Origin of the sequence: Faunimonas pinastri (genome assembly GCF_900110915.1) — a bacterium.
Classification (GTDB): Bacteria; Pseudomonadota; Alphaproteobacteria; order Rhizobiales; family Afifellaceae; genus Faunimonas; species Faunimonas pinastri.
In genome coordinates this window covers 253,951-268,191 of record NZ_FOFG01000001.1, presented here as the reverse complement: position 1 = coordinate 268,191, position 14,241 = coordinate 253,951, and the positions used below count along the sequence as shown (strand labels likewise).

The following is a 14,241-nucleotide window of genomic DNA, read 5'->3' as shown; positions in this document are numbered from 1 at the left end:
GACGGCACCTGCCCGCAAGAGGAACTTCATGGCCCCCCGCCCGGCAAGCCGGGGCACAGGGCCTGGATCGCGCGCGCGATCCAGCCGGTCGCGCCCGGCGTGGTCCTGAGCCCCCCGACGAGGCCGAATGGCACCAGCGCCACCTCGCGCGCATCGTCGGCAGCGACCGCCTCCCCCGCCGGCAGCGCGCCGGCAAAGACGTCGAGCCACAGGGCCGAGCGCTCGGGCAGTGGCTGGAAACGCCCGATCGGAACGATGTCGCCGGCGACGAGCCCCGTCTCTTCCCGAAGCTCACGCCGCGACGCCGCTTCCGCGCTTTCGCCCGCCTCCACATGACCGCCGGGAAAGCTCCAGAGTTCATCGAAGGGCGGCTTGCCGCGCCGGACCATCAGGACGGCCTGGCTCGAAAGCAGGATGAGGCTGGCGCCCACGAGCCGGCCTGCGTCATTCTGAGGCATCTTGCATTCCAGGCGCGTTGCCCATCTCGTGTGCGAAACCTGTTCCGGAAAGCGATTATGTGCGGACGATACGCGCTGGTCACCAACATGGAAGCGCTTCGCCGCATCTTTGCCGTGGAGCCCTTCGACGAACGGCTCGTCCCGCCGCGCTACAACATCGCGCCGACGCAGCCGATTTCGATCGTCGCGCTCTGGGAGCGCCGGCGCAGGCTGATGCCGGTGCGCTGGGGCCTGATCCCCGCCTGGAGCAAGCAGCCGGACGAGATGCGGGTGCTCTTCAACGCCCGCGCCGACGGGATCACCGAAAAACCCGCCTTTCGCAACGCCATCCGTCGCCGCCGTTGTCTGGTGCCCGCCTCCGGCTTCTACGAATGGCAGGCGCTCGGGATCAAGGCCGGCGCCTCGCAGAAGCAGCCGTTCTGGATCCGCCGCGACGACGAGGAACTCGTCGCCTTTGCCGGGATCTGGGAAACCTGGTGCGGGGCGGACGGCAGCGAGATCGACACGGCCGCCATCGTCACGACGGACGCCAATGCCGCGCTTAGCGGCATCCATCACCGCATGCCGGTGATCATCGCGCCGGAGGATTTCGACGCCTGGCTTTCCTCCGAACTGGACACCGACGCGGCGCTTCGCCTGCTCCGGCCCGCTCCGGACGACGCGCTTTCCTGCGTTCCCGTCTCCGCTCGCGTCAACGCGGCCGTCAATGAGGGGCCCGATCTGTGGACGCGCGAGGAGCCGAAAATCGCCCCCGCGTCTCGCGAACCGGTCCAGCAGAGCTTTTTCTAGCAATTTTATGCAACGCTTTCGGATGAGTTGCACCGATCGCGTCCTGCTTGTGGCCGAGCGGCTTGATGGGCCGCCCCTCTCATGTCATTACCGGCCGAAGGCTCCGGACTCCGCCGGGTGACGTAAGATAAGGTTTTTTGGATGAACGCCGGAAGCGGGATCATGCGCGGCAAACGCGGTCTGGTGATGGGTATTGCCAACAACCGGTCGATTGCCTGGGGAATCGCGAAGGCAGCGCGTGACGCCGGCGCGGAACTGGCGCTGACCTATCAGGGCGATGCGCTCAAGAAGCGGGTGGAGCCGCTGGCGGCCGAACTCGACGCACTGGTCGTCGGCCATTGCGACGTCACCGACGCCGCCTCGATGGACGCCGTCTTCGCCGAAGTGGAGAAGCATTGGGGCAAGCTGGACTTCCTGGTCCACGCCATCGCCTTTTCCGACAAGGACGAACTGACCGGCCGCTACATCGACACCAGCGAAGCCAACTTCACCAAGTCGATGCAGATTTCCTGCTATTCGCTGACGGCGCTCGCCCGCCGCGCCGAGCCGCTGATGAAGGAGGGCGGCTCCATCCTGACGCTCACCTATTACGGCGCGGAAAAGGTGATGCCGCACTACAACGTCATGGGCGTCGCCAAGGCCGCGCTCGAGGCGAGCGTGAAGTACCTGGCGGTGGATCTCGGCCCCTCCGCGATCCGCGTCAACGCCATCTCCGCCGGCCCGATCAAGACGCTGGCCGCCTCCGGCATCGGCGATTTCCGCTACATCCTGAAGTGGAACGAGTACAACGCGCCGCTGCGCCGCACGGTTTCCATCGAGGATGTCGGCCAGTCCGCGCTTTATCTCCTGTCCGACATGGGCAAGGGCGTCACCGGCGAGATCCACCATGTGGATGCGGGCTACCACGTCGTCGGCATGAAGGCCGTCGACGCGCCGGATATCTCCGTCGTCAAGGACTGATCTACCGCTTCGCCGGAGGATCTACTTCTCCGGCGAAGGTTAATTTGTTCAGAAGACGAATAAATCGGCCCGGCGGCTTAAGTCTTGCCGGGTGACTTTCACGCTGTAGACTCTTCCCGGAACATTTCGTCGGCTTACCGCATTGTGCATTGCACAACGAGGTAAGTCTCGCGGCTGGGCATCTCCCCGCCGTGCGGAGACCGGGAGAGTGCCGTGGGGAAGTGGGTCTATACGTTCGGTGACGGCGCGGCGGAGGGCTCCGCCGCGATGCGCGATCTCCTGGGCGGCAAGGGCGCGAACCTGGCGGAAATGGCGAGCCTCGGCCTGCCGGTGCCCCCGGGCTTCACGATCAGCACCGAAGTCTGCACCTGGTTCTATGCCCACGAGCGCGCCTATCCCGACGATCTCCGCGGCCAGATCGCCGCCGCACTCGAAGAAGTCGGCCGCATAGCCGGCCGCCGTTTCGGCGATCCCGCGGCACCCCTCCTCGTTTCCGTCCGCTCCGGCGCCCGCGCCTCCATGCCGGGCATGATGGATACGGTTCTGAACCTCGGGTTGAACGACGAAACCGTCCACAGCATCGCAGAGATGGCGGACGCGCGTTTCGCGTGGGATTCCTACCGCCGCTTCATCCAGATGTATGGCGACGTGGTGCTTGGCGTCGACCACGGCGAGTTCGAGGCGATCCTGGAGATCGAGCGCGAGCGTCGCGGGCTGGAGCAGGATACCGACATGGCGGCGGAGGACTGGCAGCAGGTCGTCGCCCGCTACAAGGAAATGATCGAGGAAACGCTGGGCGCGCCTTTCCCGCAGGATCCGGTGGAGCAACTGCGCGGCGCGATCGGCGCGGTCTTCGGCTCCTGGATGAATTCGCGCGCCGTGACCTACCGCAGGCTGCATGACATTCCGCAGGAATGGGGCACGGCCGTCACCGTGCAGGCCATGGTCTTCGGCAACATGGGCGCGACCTCGGCCACCGGTGTCGCCTTCACCCGCAATCCCTCTACCGGCGAACGGGAGCTCTATGGCGAGTTCCTGGTCAACGCGCAGGGCGAGGATGTCGTGTCGGGTATCCGCACGCCGCAGGAGCTGACCGAGCAGGCACGGATCGCCGCCGCCTCGCCCGGCCCCTCGCTGGAAGCGCTGATGCCGGAGGCTTTCGCGGGCTTCCTCGATGTCGCGCGGCGGCTGGAAGCGCATTATCGCGACATGCAGGACATGGAGTTCACCATCGAGAATGGGAAACTCTGGATGCTGCAGACCCGCTCGGGCAAGCGAACCGCACGGGCGGCGCTGAAGATCGCCGTGGACATGGCGGCGGAAGGGCTGATCAGCCGAGAAGAGGCGATCGACCGGGTCGAGCCCGCATCTCTCGACCAGCTTCTCCACCCGACGCTGGATCCCGACGCCCATCGCGACGTCATCACGCGCGGCCTGCCCGCCTCCCCCGGCGCCGCGGCGGGCGAGATCGTCTTCACCTCGGCCGAAGCGGAGCGGCTGTCCGCCGCCGGGCGGAGCACGATCCTGGTTCGCGCCGAAACGAGCCCGGAGGACATCCAGGGCATGGTGGCGGCGCGCGGCGTCGTCACCTCGCGCGGCGGCATGACCAGCCATGCGGCCGTGGTCGCGCGCGGCATGGGCAAGCCCTGCGTCTGCGGCGCCGGCGCGATGCGGATCGACGTCAGATCCGGCACCATGACTGTCGGCGGCCGGGTCTTCCATGCCGGCGACCCGGTCACCATCGACGGCGGCACCGGCGAGATCATGGCCGGCTATGTCGAGATGATCCAGCCGGCGCTCAGCGGCGATTTCGGCGAGCTCATGGGCTGGGCGGACGACGTGCGCCGTCTCCGTATCCGCGCCAACGCCGAGACGGCGGGCGATGCGCGCACCGCTCGCGAATTCGGCGCGGAGGGCATCGGCCTCTGCCGGACGGAACACATGTTCTTCGAGGGCGACCGCATCCTGTCCGTCCGCGAGATGATCCTGGCGGACTCGACGGAAGGACGCAGCGCCGCGCTGTCGCGGCTCCTCCCGATGCAGCGCAAGGACTTCGCCGATCTCTTCCGGATCATGCGCGGCCTGCCCGTCACGATCCGGCTGCTCGATCCGCCGCTGCACGAGTTCCTGCCGCATACGGACGCGGAGATCGCCGAGGTTGCCGCCAGCATGGGCGTGACGGAAGCGGCGCTTCGCGGGCGCGTCATCGCGCTGACGGAGAGCAATCCGATGCTCGGCCATCGCGGGTGCCGCCTGCTCATCACCTATCCCGAGATCCCCACCATGCAGGCGCGCGCGATCCTGGAGGCGGCGGCCGACGTCTCGGCGGAGACAGGCGAGCCGATCGCGCCGGAGATCATGGTGCCGCTGGTCGCGATGAAAACCGAGCTTGACCGCGTGCGGAAGCTGATCGACCAGGCGGCGGACGCCATCGCCGTGGAGCGCGGCGCCCGCCCGGCCTATAGCGTCGGCACGATGATCGAACTGCCGCGCGCCGCCTTGCGCGCTCACGAGATCGCCGAAAGCGCGGAGTTCTTTTCCTTCGGCACCAACGACCTCACCCAGACGACCTTCGGCATCTCGCGCGACGACGCGGCGTCCTTCCTGGAAGCGTATCGGGACCTCAATCTGCTGGAGGCCGATCCCTTCCGCACGCTCGACGCAGAGGGGGTGGGTGTCCTGATTCGGGTCGCAGCGAACGAGGGGCGCAAGGTTCGTCCGGACATCAAGCTTGGTGTCTGCGGCGAGCATGGCGGCGATCCCGCCTCGGTGCTGTTTTGCGAGAAGATCGGGCTTGATTACGTATCCTGCTCGCCCTACCGGGTGCCCATCGCCCGTCTGGCCGCGGCACAGGCCGCCCTGGCGACCGCGCGGGAGGCCCGGACAGTGGGAGAAGCCGGCTAAGTGATTACAAAGATTTTACAAAGTTGCCGCGCAGTCCAAATCTCGCCCCATTAACACTGGTAAACACACCCTCGTTGCGAGCGGCGACGCCCTGGGGGGCACCATTAACCGCTTATCAACCATGATTTGATTCAGTGGCCTCTGTCGAACGCATGGCCTTCTTTTCGCCATGCGCCTTGCAGTCCGCCAGTCACGAGGGGCGTATCCGCGTAATGGGTCGAATGAAGCCGCAAAGACGTGTGCTCGGAACGCTTCCGGCGATTGGCTTCATGGCCCTTGCTGTAACGGCAACAACGACGACCGCGACTTCGTTCCACGACAGGCCGGATTTTTCCGGCGATGGCGCTCCGGCCAGGCGGCTCGCCGCCGATCTGCAACTGATCTCGGTCGACACGCCCTCCGCGACACTGGCCCGCTTCGAAGACGCGATCCGCGCCCGCACCGCCCGGTCGCGGGTGGAGATGGCGGACAACAACGTCAACCGCGCCGGCAAGTCGGACCTGCAGATCACGCGCAACGCCCGCGTCGGCTTCCGCAACGGCATTCCATCCGCCGGCCAGGTTTTCGACCTGAAGAGCATCTTCTCCAACCAGACCGACGACAAGGCGCTGCCGCGCGTCTCCTTCGCGATCCCCGACGCCGATTTCCGTTCCACGCTGGTCGCCTTTTCCAGCTTCGTGCCGAGCGCCGACCCGGCCTCCGATGCGCCGGTTCGCGTCGCCAGGGCCAGCATCGGCACCCCACCGGCCTCCATCCCCTGGGTCGCCTCGGCGAAGACCGCCGGCGCGCCCGTCGTGCTGGCCAAGGGTGACCGCCCGGCGGCGATCCTCGCCAAGGCCGACGCCGAGGCACCGGTGCTCGCCTATGCCAACCCGGAATCGGAAATCCAGGCGCCCTTCTCCGCCGTGATGCGCGGCTCCGACGAGGCGGCCAGCGCCAACGGCGTCGCCGTTCCGCTCGACCGGCCCGACAAGACCGTGCTGACCGCCTGGCTTGACGGCCGCAGCATGGCGCAGTTCGATCCCAACTATCATGACTGGACGTCGACGGTGCTGCCGGCCAGCGTGCACGAGCCGGAGGAGCAGGCCTGCCTCGCCCGCGGCGTGTATTTCGAAGCGCGGGGCGAGTCGGAGGAAGGTCAGGCGGCGGTTGCGCAGGTGATCCTGAACCGCGTCAAGAACCCCGCTTATCCCAACACGATCTGCGAAGTGGTCTACCAGAACGCCGAATGGCGCGACCACTGCCAGTTCTCATTCGCATGCGACGGCGATCGCAAGCGCATCTACGACTTTGGCGCCTGGCAGACGGCGCAGCGCGTGGCCGAGGAAGTCACCGACGGCAAGACGTGGATCGCCGACGTCGGCGATTCCACCCACTACCATGCCGTCTACGTGAAGCCGCGCTGGGCCCGCACCATGGAGAAGATGGACAAGATCGGCCGTCACGTCTTCTACCGGACGCTGGGCGGCGGCTGGTCCTGAGACCAGCCGGTCACTTTCACCCTTCGACCTGAGGCCTTCGGTTCAGCCGAAGAGGCCGGTCCGCTCGGTGGCCTTGCGGGCCTTGCGGGACCCTTCCGCCCAACGCTTCTCGAACCATGACCGATCCGGCACCTGCTTGGCAGCCTTCTCGGCGCGGCGGGAACCCTCTTCCCAGCGCTTCGCGAACCACGACGTGTCCGGCACGTGGCTGGCGAGCTTGTGCGCGTCGCGTGAACCTGCGGCCCAACGCTTCGCAAACCACGACTTGTCCGGCAGCTGCTCGGCCGCCTTGCGGCCCTGGCGTTTGAGATCCGAGGCGGTGGACTGCATGTCCGACACGCTCGGGATGTAGCTGGCGACCGTGGAGGCACTCGGGATGTAGGACGCGAGCGTCGAGCGGCTCGGCAGCTGCGACTTCACCGTCGAGGCGCTCGGCAGCGCGGAACGGACATCGTGGGCGCTGGGCAGATGCGAGCGAACGTCTCGGGCGCTCGGCACATAGGAACGCAGCGTCGAGCTGTCAGGGATGTAGGAGGCGAGCGTGGAACGGTCGGGCAACTGCCTGCCGAGCTGCCGCATCGTCTTTGCCGAAACCAGCGGTCGCGACGACGAGCGGCTCCGCAGCACCAGGCCGGTGACGACCAGCGCGCCCACGGCGAGACCCAGCGCGGTCAACGTCGGGTGCATCTCCATGGTCGTGTAGACGCTGGTCTTGCGGATCTGCGGATAGTCGCTGCGTTCGCTGCCATCCGCCCCGCCCTTGTAGAGCGAGCGATCCTGCACGCCGGGAGCGGGCTTGTTGGTCTTCTGCGCGGAAGGCATGGTGCGCGAGCCCATCCAGTCGCTGAACTTCGGCATCAGGCCGGCCATCGCCTTCATCATGCGGCCGCCGCCGCCCACCATCATGTCGCGCACGTCGTGCTCGGCGGCATAAACGATGGTGTCGGCCACGATCTGCACGTCATAGACGACCGGCGGCAGCGTCGGTTCCTTGTCCATGTAGTTCTTGGCGTGGTCCTTGAACGGCGTGCCGATGCTGGTGGGCTTGATCAGCGTGATGGAGATCGGCAGGCGCTCGTGCTTCACTTCCATGCGCAGGGCGTCGGTGAAGCCGGCCACCGCGTGCTTGGAAGCGGAATACATGCCCTGCAGCGGGATGGAGACATCGCTGGCGACGCTGCCGAGGTTGATCAGCTTGCCGCCGCCGCGCTGGCGGAAATGCTCCACCGCCGCGCGCGAGCCATAGACGAGGCCCCAGAAATTCGTTTCGAACAGGCGGCGGAGATCCTCCGTGGAGGTTTCCTCGATGGTGCCGAAGATCGACACGCCGGCATTGTTGATCCAGGTGTCGTAATGGCCGAACTCGCCGATCGCGGCGGTGGACGCGGCCTTTACCTGCCCCTCGTCTCCCACATCGGCCACCACGTAGATCGCCTCGCCGCCCTTGGCGCGGATCTCCTGCGTGATTTCCTTCAGCGTTTCCTCGCTGCGCGCGACCAGGACGAGCTTGGCGCCCTTTTCCGCCGCCGTCCGGGCCGTCGCCAGACCGATACCGCTCGTCGCTCCCGTGATGACGATGACCTGGTCGGCGACTTTCTTCAGCTTGGACATGGACGGCTCCTCGGACAGGGAATGGCTGTTGGAGGAGCTAACGGTGAAGCGACGGTTCGGTTGCGGCGCTCAGGTCTCGCGGGGAACCTGAGCGCCGCCTCGTCCTACCCTTCGATGCGGGAGAAGTCGGCAACCGTCAGCGTCGCCTGCCGCAGCCGGTCGAGAAGCTTCAATCGGTTCAGGCGGATCGCCGGATCGTCGGTATTGACCGTCACCTTGTCGAAGAAGGCATCCACCACCGGGCGAAGCTTCGCCAGCGCGCTCATCGCGCCCTCGAAGTTCTCATGCTCCACGTCGGCGCGGGCGGCACGCTCCTCCACGCTCAGCGCCTCATAGAGCCGCTTTTCTTCCGGCAGGCCCGCTTCGGCGATCAGCTTGCCGTCCGGCTCGCCGCCGAAGGCGCCCTCGCCGTCCTTCTTTTCTTCGGCGCGCAGAATATTGGCGGCGCGGCGATAGCCGGTGAGAAGGTTCCTGCCGTCCTCCGTATCGAGGAAGCGACCGAGCGCCTCAACGCGGCGGACGATCATCAGAAGATCGTCCTGCCCCGGTAGCGCAAAGACGGCATCGATCAGATCGTGCCGGGCACCCTCGTCGCGGAGATAGACCTTGAGGCGGTCGGCGAAGAAGGAGAGGAGATCGCGGGCCGCTTCGGGCGTCTGCTTGTCGGCGGCGAGGGTGAGAAGCGGCAGCTTGCGCTCGGCTCCGAGCAAAATGCGGATCACGCCCAGCGCCGCGCGGCGAAGCGCGAAGGGATCCTTGGATCCCGTCGGCTTCTCGTCGATGGCCCAGAAGCCCATCAGCGTGTCGAGCTTGTCGGCCAATGCCACGGCGACCGAAACAGGCTCCGTCGGCACGGCATCGCCCGGCCCCTGCGGCTTGTAATGGTCACGCACGGCATCGGCGATGGCGGCCTTTTCGCCCTGCGCCGTTGCGTAGTAGCGGCCCATCACCCCCTGCAGTTCCGGGAATTCGCCGACCATGCCGGTGCCGAGATCGGCCTTTGCAAGGCGGGCGGCGCGCTCCGCATCGTCGGCATCGGCTCCGACCACGGGAGCGAGTTCTCGCGCCAGCGCCGCGATGCGCTCCACGCGCGCCGCCTGCGTGCCGAGCTTCTCGTGGAACGTCACGGTCTGAAGCTTCTTCGCCCAGTCTTCCAGCCGGGTCGCCTGATCCTGCTCCCAGAAGAAGCGGGCATCGGAAAGCCGGGCGGCGATGACGCGCTGGTTTCCGGCGATGATTTCCTGGCCGCCGTCACGCGCCTCGATGTTGGAGGTCAGCAGGAACTTGTTGGTGAGCCTTCCAGTGGCGGGATCGCGCAGCACGAAGCATTTCTGGTTGGCGCGGATCGTCAGCCGGATCACCTCGTCGGGGATCGCGAGGAAAGCCGGATCGAACGTGCCCATCAGCACGACCGGCCACTCGACAAGCCCCGCCACCTCGTCCAGTAGCGCCTTGTCTTCCACGACTTCCAGCCCCTGCGCGAAGGCGAGGTTCCTGGCCTCCGTCTCGATGATCGCCTTGCGCCGTTCGGCATCGAGCACGACCTTGGCGCGCTCAAGGCTCGGCTGGTAATCGTCGAAGCGGCGGATGCGGATCGGCTCGCCCGACGACATGAAGCGGTGGCCGAAGGTCAGATTGCCGGAGGTCACGCCGCCGATCTCGACGGGAATGATCGTCGGCTCCTCGGTGTCCGGCCCGAAGGTGCAGAGGATGGAGCGGAGCGGCCGCACCCAGCGCAGCGTGTTCGGTCCTTCCGCGTCAGGCCCCGCATAGGGGGTGTCCTTCGGCGCGGACCGCTCGCCCCAGCGCATGGTCTTCGGCCAGGGAAAGCCGCGGATCACCTCCGGCACGAGGTCGGCGATGATCTCCTCGGCACGGCGGCCGGGTTTGTTGATGATCGCGACGTAGAACTCGCCCTTCTTCGGATCGGACTGGATCTGGGCCTGCTCGATCGAGGTGAGGCCCGCACCGCGCAGGAAGCCTTCCAGCGCCTTTTCCGGCGAGCCCACGCGCGGACCCTTGCGCTCCTCGCGCACATCGGCGGAGCGGGCCGTGACGCCTTGCACCGTCAGCGCCAGCCGCCGCGGCGTGGAGAAGGCCTTGGCACCCTCATAGGTCAACCCGGCATTCACCAGACCGTCCGTCACCATGCGGCGCAGATCGTCGGCGGCTTTCTCCTGCATGCGCGCAGGAATTTCTTCGGAAAACAGTTCGAGCAGCAGTTCAGGCATCTTCACCTCGCAGCGTTGCCATACAAAGCGCGGCCGCACTTGTCACGCTCTCGCCTGTTCATCCTTCCTCAACCAATCCGGGAATAGTGATGGAACGGGCGCATAGGGCAGAAGCGCCTGCTTGGGGGCGGCATGTCTTTGGCGACGGAGTTTCAGGATCTGCGGCAGGCGCGCATGTCCCGGCGCCTGTACCTCGATCTCGTGATTATCTTCGGCGCGGCCGCCTTGCTTCGGCTGTGGTTGCTGCGCAGCGACGTCGCCCCGACGTTTTCCGGACTGGCCGGCGAACGCCGTTTGCTCGGCTTCAACGAGCTCGTCCTGACGCTCTGCTTCATCAGCGCGGCCTTTCTCGTCTTCGCCATCCGCTGCATCCGGCGGCAGCGCGCCGAACTGACGCTTCGCGTCGCGGCCGAACTGCATGCCCGCCAGATGGCCTGCCATGACAGTCTGACCGGCCTTGCGAACCGGCGCCACTTCGAGGACGTGCTGAACGCCAAGTTCGCCGCCGGCGAACTCGAAGGGCCCGCGGCCCTCTACACGCTGGATCTCACCGGTTTCCGTTCCATCAACGAAGTCTTCGGTCATGCCGTCGGCGACGAGATCCTCCGGATCATGGCCCGGCGGCTCAACCGCTTCTCCGACGAGGCGACCCTGATCGCCCGGCTCGGCAGCAAGGAATTCTCCCTGCTCTGCCCCGGCCTCGGCAACCGCCACCAGGCCGAGGACCTCGCCAAGCGCATTATCGGCCGGCTGGAAGACCCGGTGCTGATCGGCTCCACCCGGCACGAGGTCGGCACGGCCCTGGGCATCGTGATGCTGCCCTCGACCAACGCCGCAGTCGGCACGGCCAAGAGCGACGTGGCCGCTCAGGAAGCGCTTCGCCGCTCCGAGATCGCGCTGCATGAGGCGCGGCTGGAGATGAAATCCGGCATCTGTTTCTATGACGACGAGATGGACGCAGCGCTGCAGGAACGCGCCGCCCTGCAGGAATATCTGCAGGAGGCGATCGGCACCGACGGGATCGTCCCGCATTTCCAGGCGGTCGTGGAGCTTTCCACCGGCTCTATCGTCAAATTCGAATCGCTCGCCCGCTGGCAACATCCGACGCTGGGCGAGATCCCGGCCGCCCGCTTCATCGCGCTGGCGGAGGATTGCGGCCTAATCGGCCCGCTGACGGAAGATCTCCTGCGCCGGGCCTGCGAGGAAGCGCGGCACTGGCCGTCGCATGTGAAGCTTTCGGTGAACCTTTCACCGGTGCTGCTGCGCGACCGGACGATCGGCCTGCGCTTCCTGCGTATCCTTGGTGAAAGCGGCCTCGCCCCGAACCGGCTGGAGCTGGAAGTGACGGAGCGCGTCTTCGTCCGCAACATCGACAGCGCTCGCGGCATCCTCGACGATTTTCGCGCCGCCGGCATCCACATCTCGCTCGACGATTTCGGCACCGGCTACGCCACCCTGTCGCAGCTGCAGAACTTCCCCTTCGACGGGCTGAAGATCGACCGCAGCTTCGTGCAGACCATGAGCGGCAGCAATGACAGCGCGGCGATCGTCGGCGCCATCCTGAGCCTCGGGCGGGGTCTCGGCCTCACCGTCACGGCGGAAGGCATCGAGGCGGTAGACCAGCAGCAGGCGCTGCTTCTCGATGGCTGTGCGCTCGGCCAGGGCTATCTTTTCAGCCGCGCCGTCAACGCGTCGGAAGCCCGCGCGCTGGTGCTGGCGCAGACTGCCGAAAAGGCCACGGCTCAGGTCGTCTGACCGGCCCGGCTTCAGCGCCCGAAAGGCGGCCCGGAAGGGCGGGCCGGACCAACTCCTCCCCTTTGACGTCCCTCAGGCCGCCTTCTCGACGACGGTGTGGCCGCCGGCGTCCGTCTGCAGCCAAGCCGCGCCGCAGGCCCGCGCCAGCGTGCGGACGCGCAGGATGTAGCTCTGCCGCTCGGTGACGGAGATCACGCCGCGCGCATCCAGCAGGTTGAAGCGATGGCTCGCCTTGATGCATTGGTCGTAGGCCGGCAGCACCATGCGATGCAGGCCGCCCTCGCGCTCCGGCTTGCCGGCTTCCAAGAGCGCCATGCATTCGCGCTCGGCATCCTCGAAGTGGCGAAGCAGCATCTCCGTCGAGGCGTGATCGAAATTGTGGCGCGAGAATTCCTGCTCGGCCTGCAGGAAGACATCGCCGTAGCTGACCTTTTCCGCGCCTTCCCGGCCGTTGAAGTTCAGGTCGTAGATGCTGTCCACCCCCTGCACATACATGGCGAGACGCTCCAGACCATAGGTCAGCTCGCCCGAGACAGGCGCGCACTCGAAACCCGCGACCTGCTGGAAATAGGTGAACTGCGACACCTCCATGCCGTCGCACCAGCATTCCCAGCCGAGGCCCCAGGCGCCGAGCGTCGGGCTTTCCCAATCGTCCTCGACGAAGCGGATGTCGTGCAACGCCGGATCGATGCCGATAGCGGCGAGCGAACCGAGATACAGGTCCTGCAGCTCCGGAGGAGACGGCTTCAAAATGACCTGAAACTGATAATAATGCTGCAGCCGGTTCGGATTCTCGCCGTAACGGCCATCCGTGGGTCGACGCGACGGCTGCACATAGGCGGCCTTCCACGGACGCGGACCGAGCGAACGCAGGGTCGTTCCCGGATGGAACGTGCCGGCGCCCACTTCCATGTCGTAGGGCTGCAGAATCACGCAGCCATAGTCCGCCCAATAACGCTGCAGCGTCAGGATCAGGCCCTGGAAGGACCGGCGCGGGTCCATATGGCTCGGAATGTCGGAAAGGCTCGAACCGCTCAAGGCAGACCCCGGTCAGAATTTCGGAGTTTGGGTGCCATGCCGGGTTGCCGGGGTCAAGACAATCCCCGCCCCGGGCCGGTTTCGATGTCACCGTCCCGACAAGAAGCGGCGTCGCCGACCGGGCACCCGGTCCTCAGGAAGCGAGCGTCGCCCGCACCCACCAGTCAGGATAAGCACAGCCGATTTCCACGGCGGCCGCCCGAGCCTGATCCATGTCCGGATAAATCCCGAAACAGCCGGCTCCCGAGCCGGACATGCGCGCGAGCGCGCAGCCGGATGTCGCCGCGATGGCATCGAGCGCATCGGAAATCGCCGGCTCCAGCGAGCGGGCCACCGGCTCCAGATCGTTGCGGGTGCCTGAGAGATAATCGACGACGGCCGCGGGTGTCCTGAGCCAATCCGCCCCGAGCTTCGGCAGAGGCGGGTTGCTCCGCTCCGTCAGCGCGCGAAACACCGCCGGCGTGGAGACGGATCGTCCCGGCCAGACCAGCAGCATCGACAACGGCGGCATGCCCGGAACGGCCTCGATCGCATCGCCGACGCCGCCGGCCAGCAACGCGCGGGAATGGACGCACATCGCGATATCGGCCCCCAGAGGCGCGCCGATTCCGGCGAGTTCCCGGTTGGAGAGACCGAGATCCCAGAGCGTGTTCAGCGCGATCAGTACCGTTGCCGCGTCGGCCGAACCGCCGCCGAAACCGGTGCCGGCGGGGATCTCCTTGGAAAGCGCGATCGCGGCACCTCGGCCGCCATTTCCCGCCGCACGGTCCAGCGCCAGAGCGGCACGCCAGCCGAGGTTTTCCGGGCCGCCCGGCGCATGGGCGGCGAAGGGGCCGCTGACCTCAAGCGACAGCGTGTCGGCGCGCGATACGGAAACCGCGTCGCCCAGATCGGCGAAGACGACGAGGCTTTCGAGATCGTGGTAGCCGTCCGGGCGCTGCGCGGTGACGTGCAGCGCAAGGTTGATCTTGGCGGCGGCAAGCCACCTTGCGGGAAGCGCAGGCAAGATCGGAT

General features: G+C 66.7%; 10 protein-coding genes. 5 read left to right on the top strand and 5 right to left on the bottom strand.

All coding sequences use genetic code 11. The annotated features are described in order from the left end of the window. Positions 1 to 26: 26 nt before the first annotated feature. Positions 27 to 458, bottom strand: a complete 432-nt coding sequence (locus BMY25_RS01240; protein WP_092494767.1) for an NUDIX domain-containing protein — start codon at positions 456 to 458, stop codon at positions 27 to 29. Positions 459 to 515: 57 nt separating this feature from the next. Here BMY25_RS01240 and BMY25_RS01235 point away from each other — a divergent pair, with 57 nt between their 5' ends. The 4 genes from BMY25_RS01235 (at position 516) to BMY25_RS21015 (ending at position 6,592) form a co-directional block, all read left to right on the top strand. Further along, positions 516 to 1,247: an SOS response-associated peptidase gene (locus tag BMY25_RS01235; RefSeq protein ID WP_092494766.1), complete on the top strand. Its 732-nt coding sequence runs from the start codon at positions 516 to 518 to the stop codon at positions 1,245 to 1,247. Positions 1,248 to 1,388: 141 nt separating this feature from the next. Continuing rightward, the gene (fabI, locus tag BMY25_RS01230; RefSeq protein ID WP_092494765.1) at positions 1,389 to 2,207 is read left to right on the top strand and encodes an enoyl-ACP reductase FabI; all 819 of its coding nucleotides are present in this window, start codon (positions 1,389 to 1,391) and stop codon (positions 2,205 to 2,207) included. Between the two features lie 213 nt (positions 2,208 to 2,420). Then, the gene (gene ppdK / locus BMY25_RS01225) at positions 2,421 to 5,111 is read left to right on the top strand and encodes a pyruvate, phosphate dikinase (RefSeq protein ID WP_092494764.1); all 2,691 of its coding nucleotides are present in this window, start codon (positions 2,421 to 2,423) and stop codon (positions 5,109 to 5,111) included. 269 nt (positions 5,112 to 5,380) lie between these two features. Further along, positions 5,381 to 6,592 carry a cell wall hydrolase gene (locus BMY25_RS21015; protein WP_143061849.1) on the top strand — a complete coding sequence of 404 codons (1,212 nt, stop codon included), beginning with the start codon at positions 5,381 to 5,383 and terminating at the stop codon, positions 6,590 to 6,592. Positions 6,593 to 6,634: 42 nt separating this feature from the next. On the opposite strand, the gene BMY25_RS01215 is transcribed toward BMY25_RS21015, so the two are convergent. Together BMY25_RS01215 and glyS are read right to left on the bottom strand one after the other, a co-directional pair. Next, entirely contained in the window at positions 6,635 to 8,203 is a 1,569-nt protein-coding gene (locus BMY25_RS01215; protein ID WP_092494763.1) for an SDR family oxidoreductase, read from the bottom strand. 104 nt (positions 8,204 to 8,307) lie between these two features. Then, a complete protein-coding gene (glyS, locus tag BMY25_RS01210; protein ID WP_092495139.1) occupies positions 8,308 to 10,434 on the bottom strand; it encodes a glycine--tRNA ligase subunit beta in 2,127 nt (708 codons plus the stop codon). A gap of 174 nt (positions 10,435 to 10,608) precedes the next feature. On the opposite strand from glyS, the gene BMY25_RS01205 reads away from it, so the two are divergent. Then, a complete protein-coding gene (locus tag BMY25_RS01205; RefSeq protein ID WP_177176645.1) occupies positions 10,609 to 12,189 on the top strand; it encodes a putative bifunctional diguanylate cyclase/phosphodiesterase in 1,581 nt (526 codons plus the stop codon). A gap of 72 nt (positions 12,190 to 12,261) precedes the next feature. Here BMY25_RS01205 and BMY25_RS01200 read toward each other — a convergent pair whose 3' ends face one another. Next, positions 12,262 to 13,191, bottom strand: coding sequence for a glycine--tRNA ligase subunit alpha (locus BMY25_RS01200; protein WP_092494761.1), 930 nt, complete (start codon positions 13,189 to 13,191; stop codon positions 12,262 to 12,264). A 169-nt stretch (positions 13,192 to 13,360) separates the two neighbouring features. Beyond that, positions 13,361 to 14,233 (bottom strand): 4-(cytidine 5'-diphospho)-2-C-methyl-D-erythritol kinase, encoded by an 873-nt coding sequence (locus BMY25_RS01195; protein ID WP_092494760.1) that lies wholly within the window; start codon positions 14,231 to 14,233, stop codon positions 13,361 to 13,363. Positions 14,234 to 14,241: the final 8 nt, after the last annotated feature.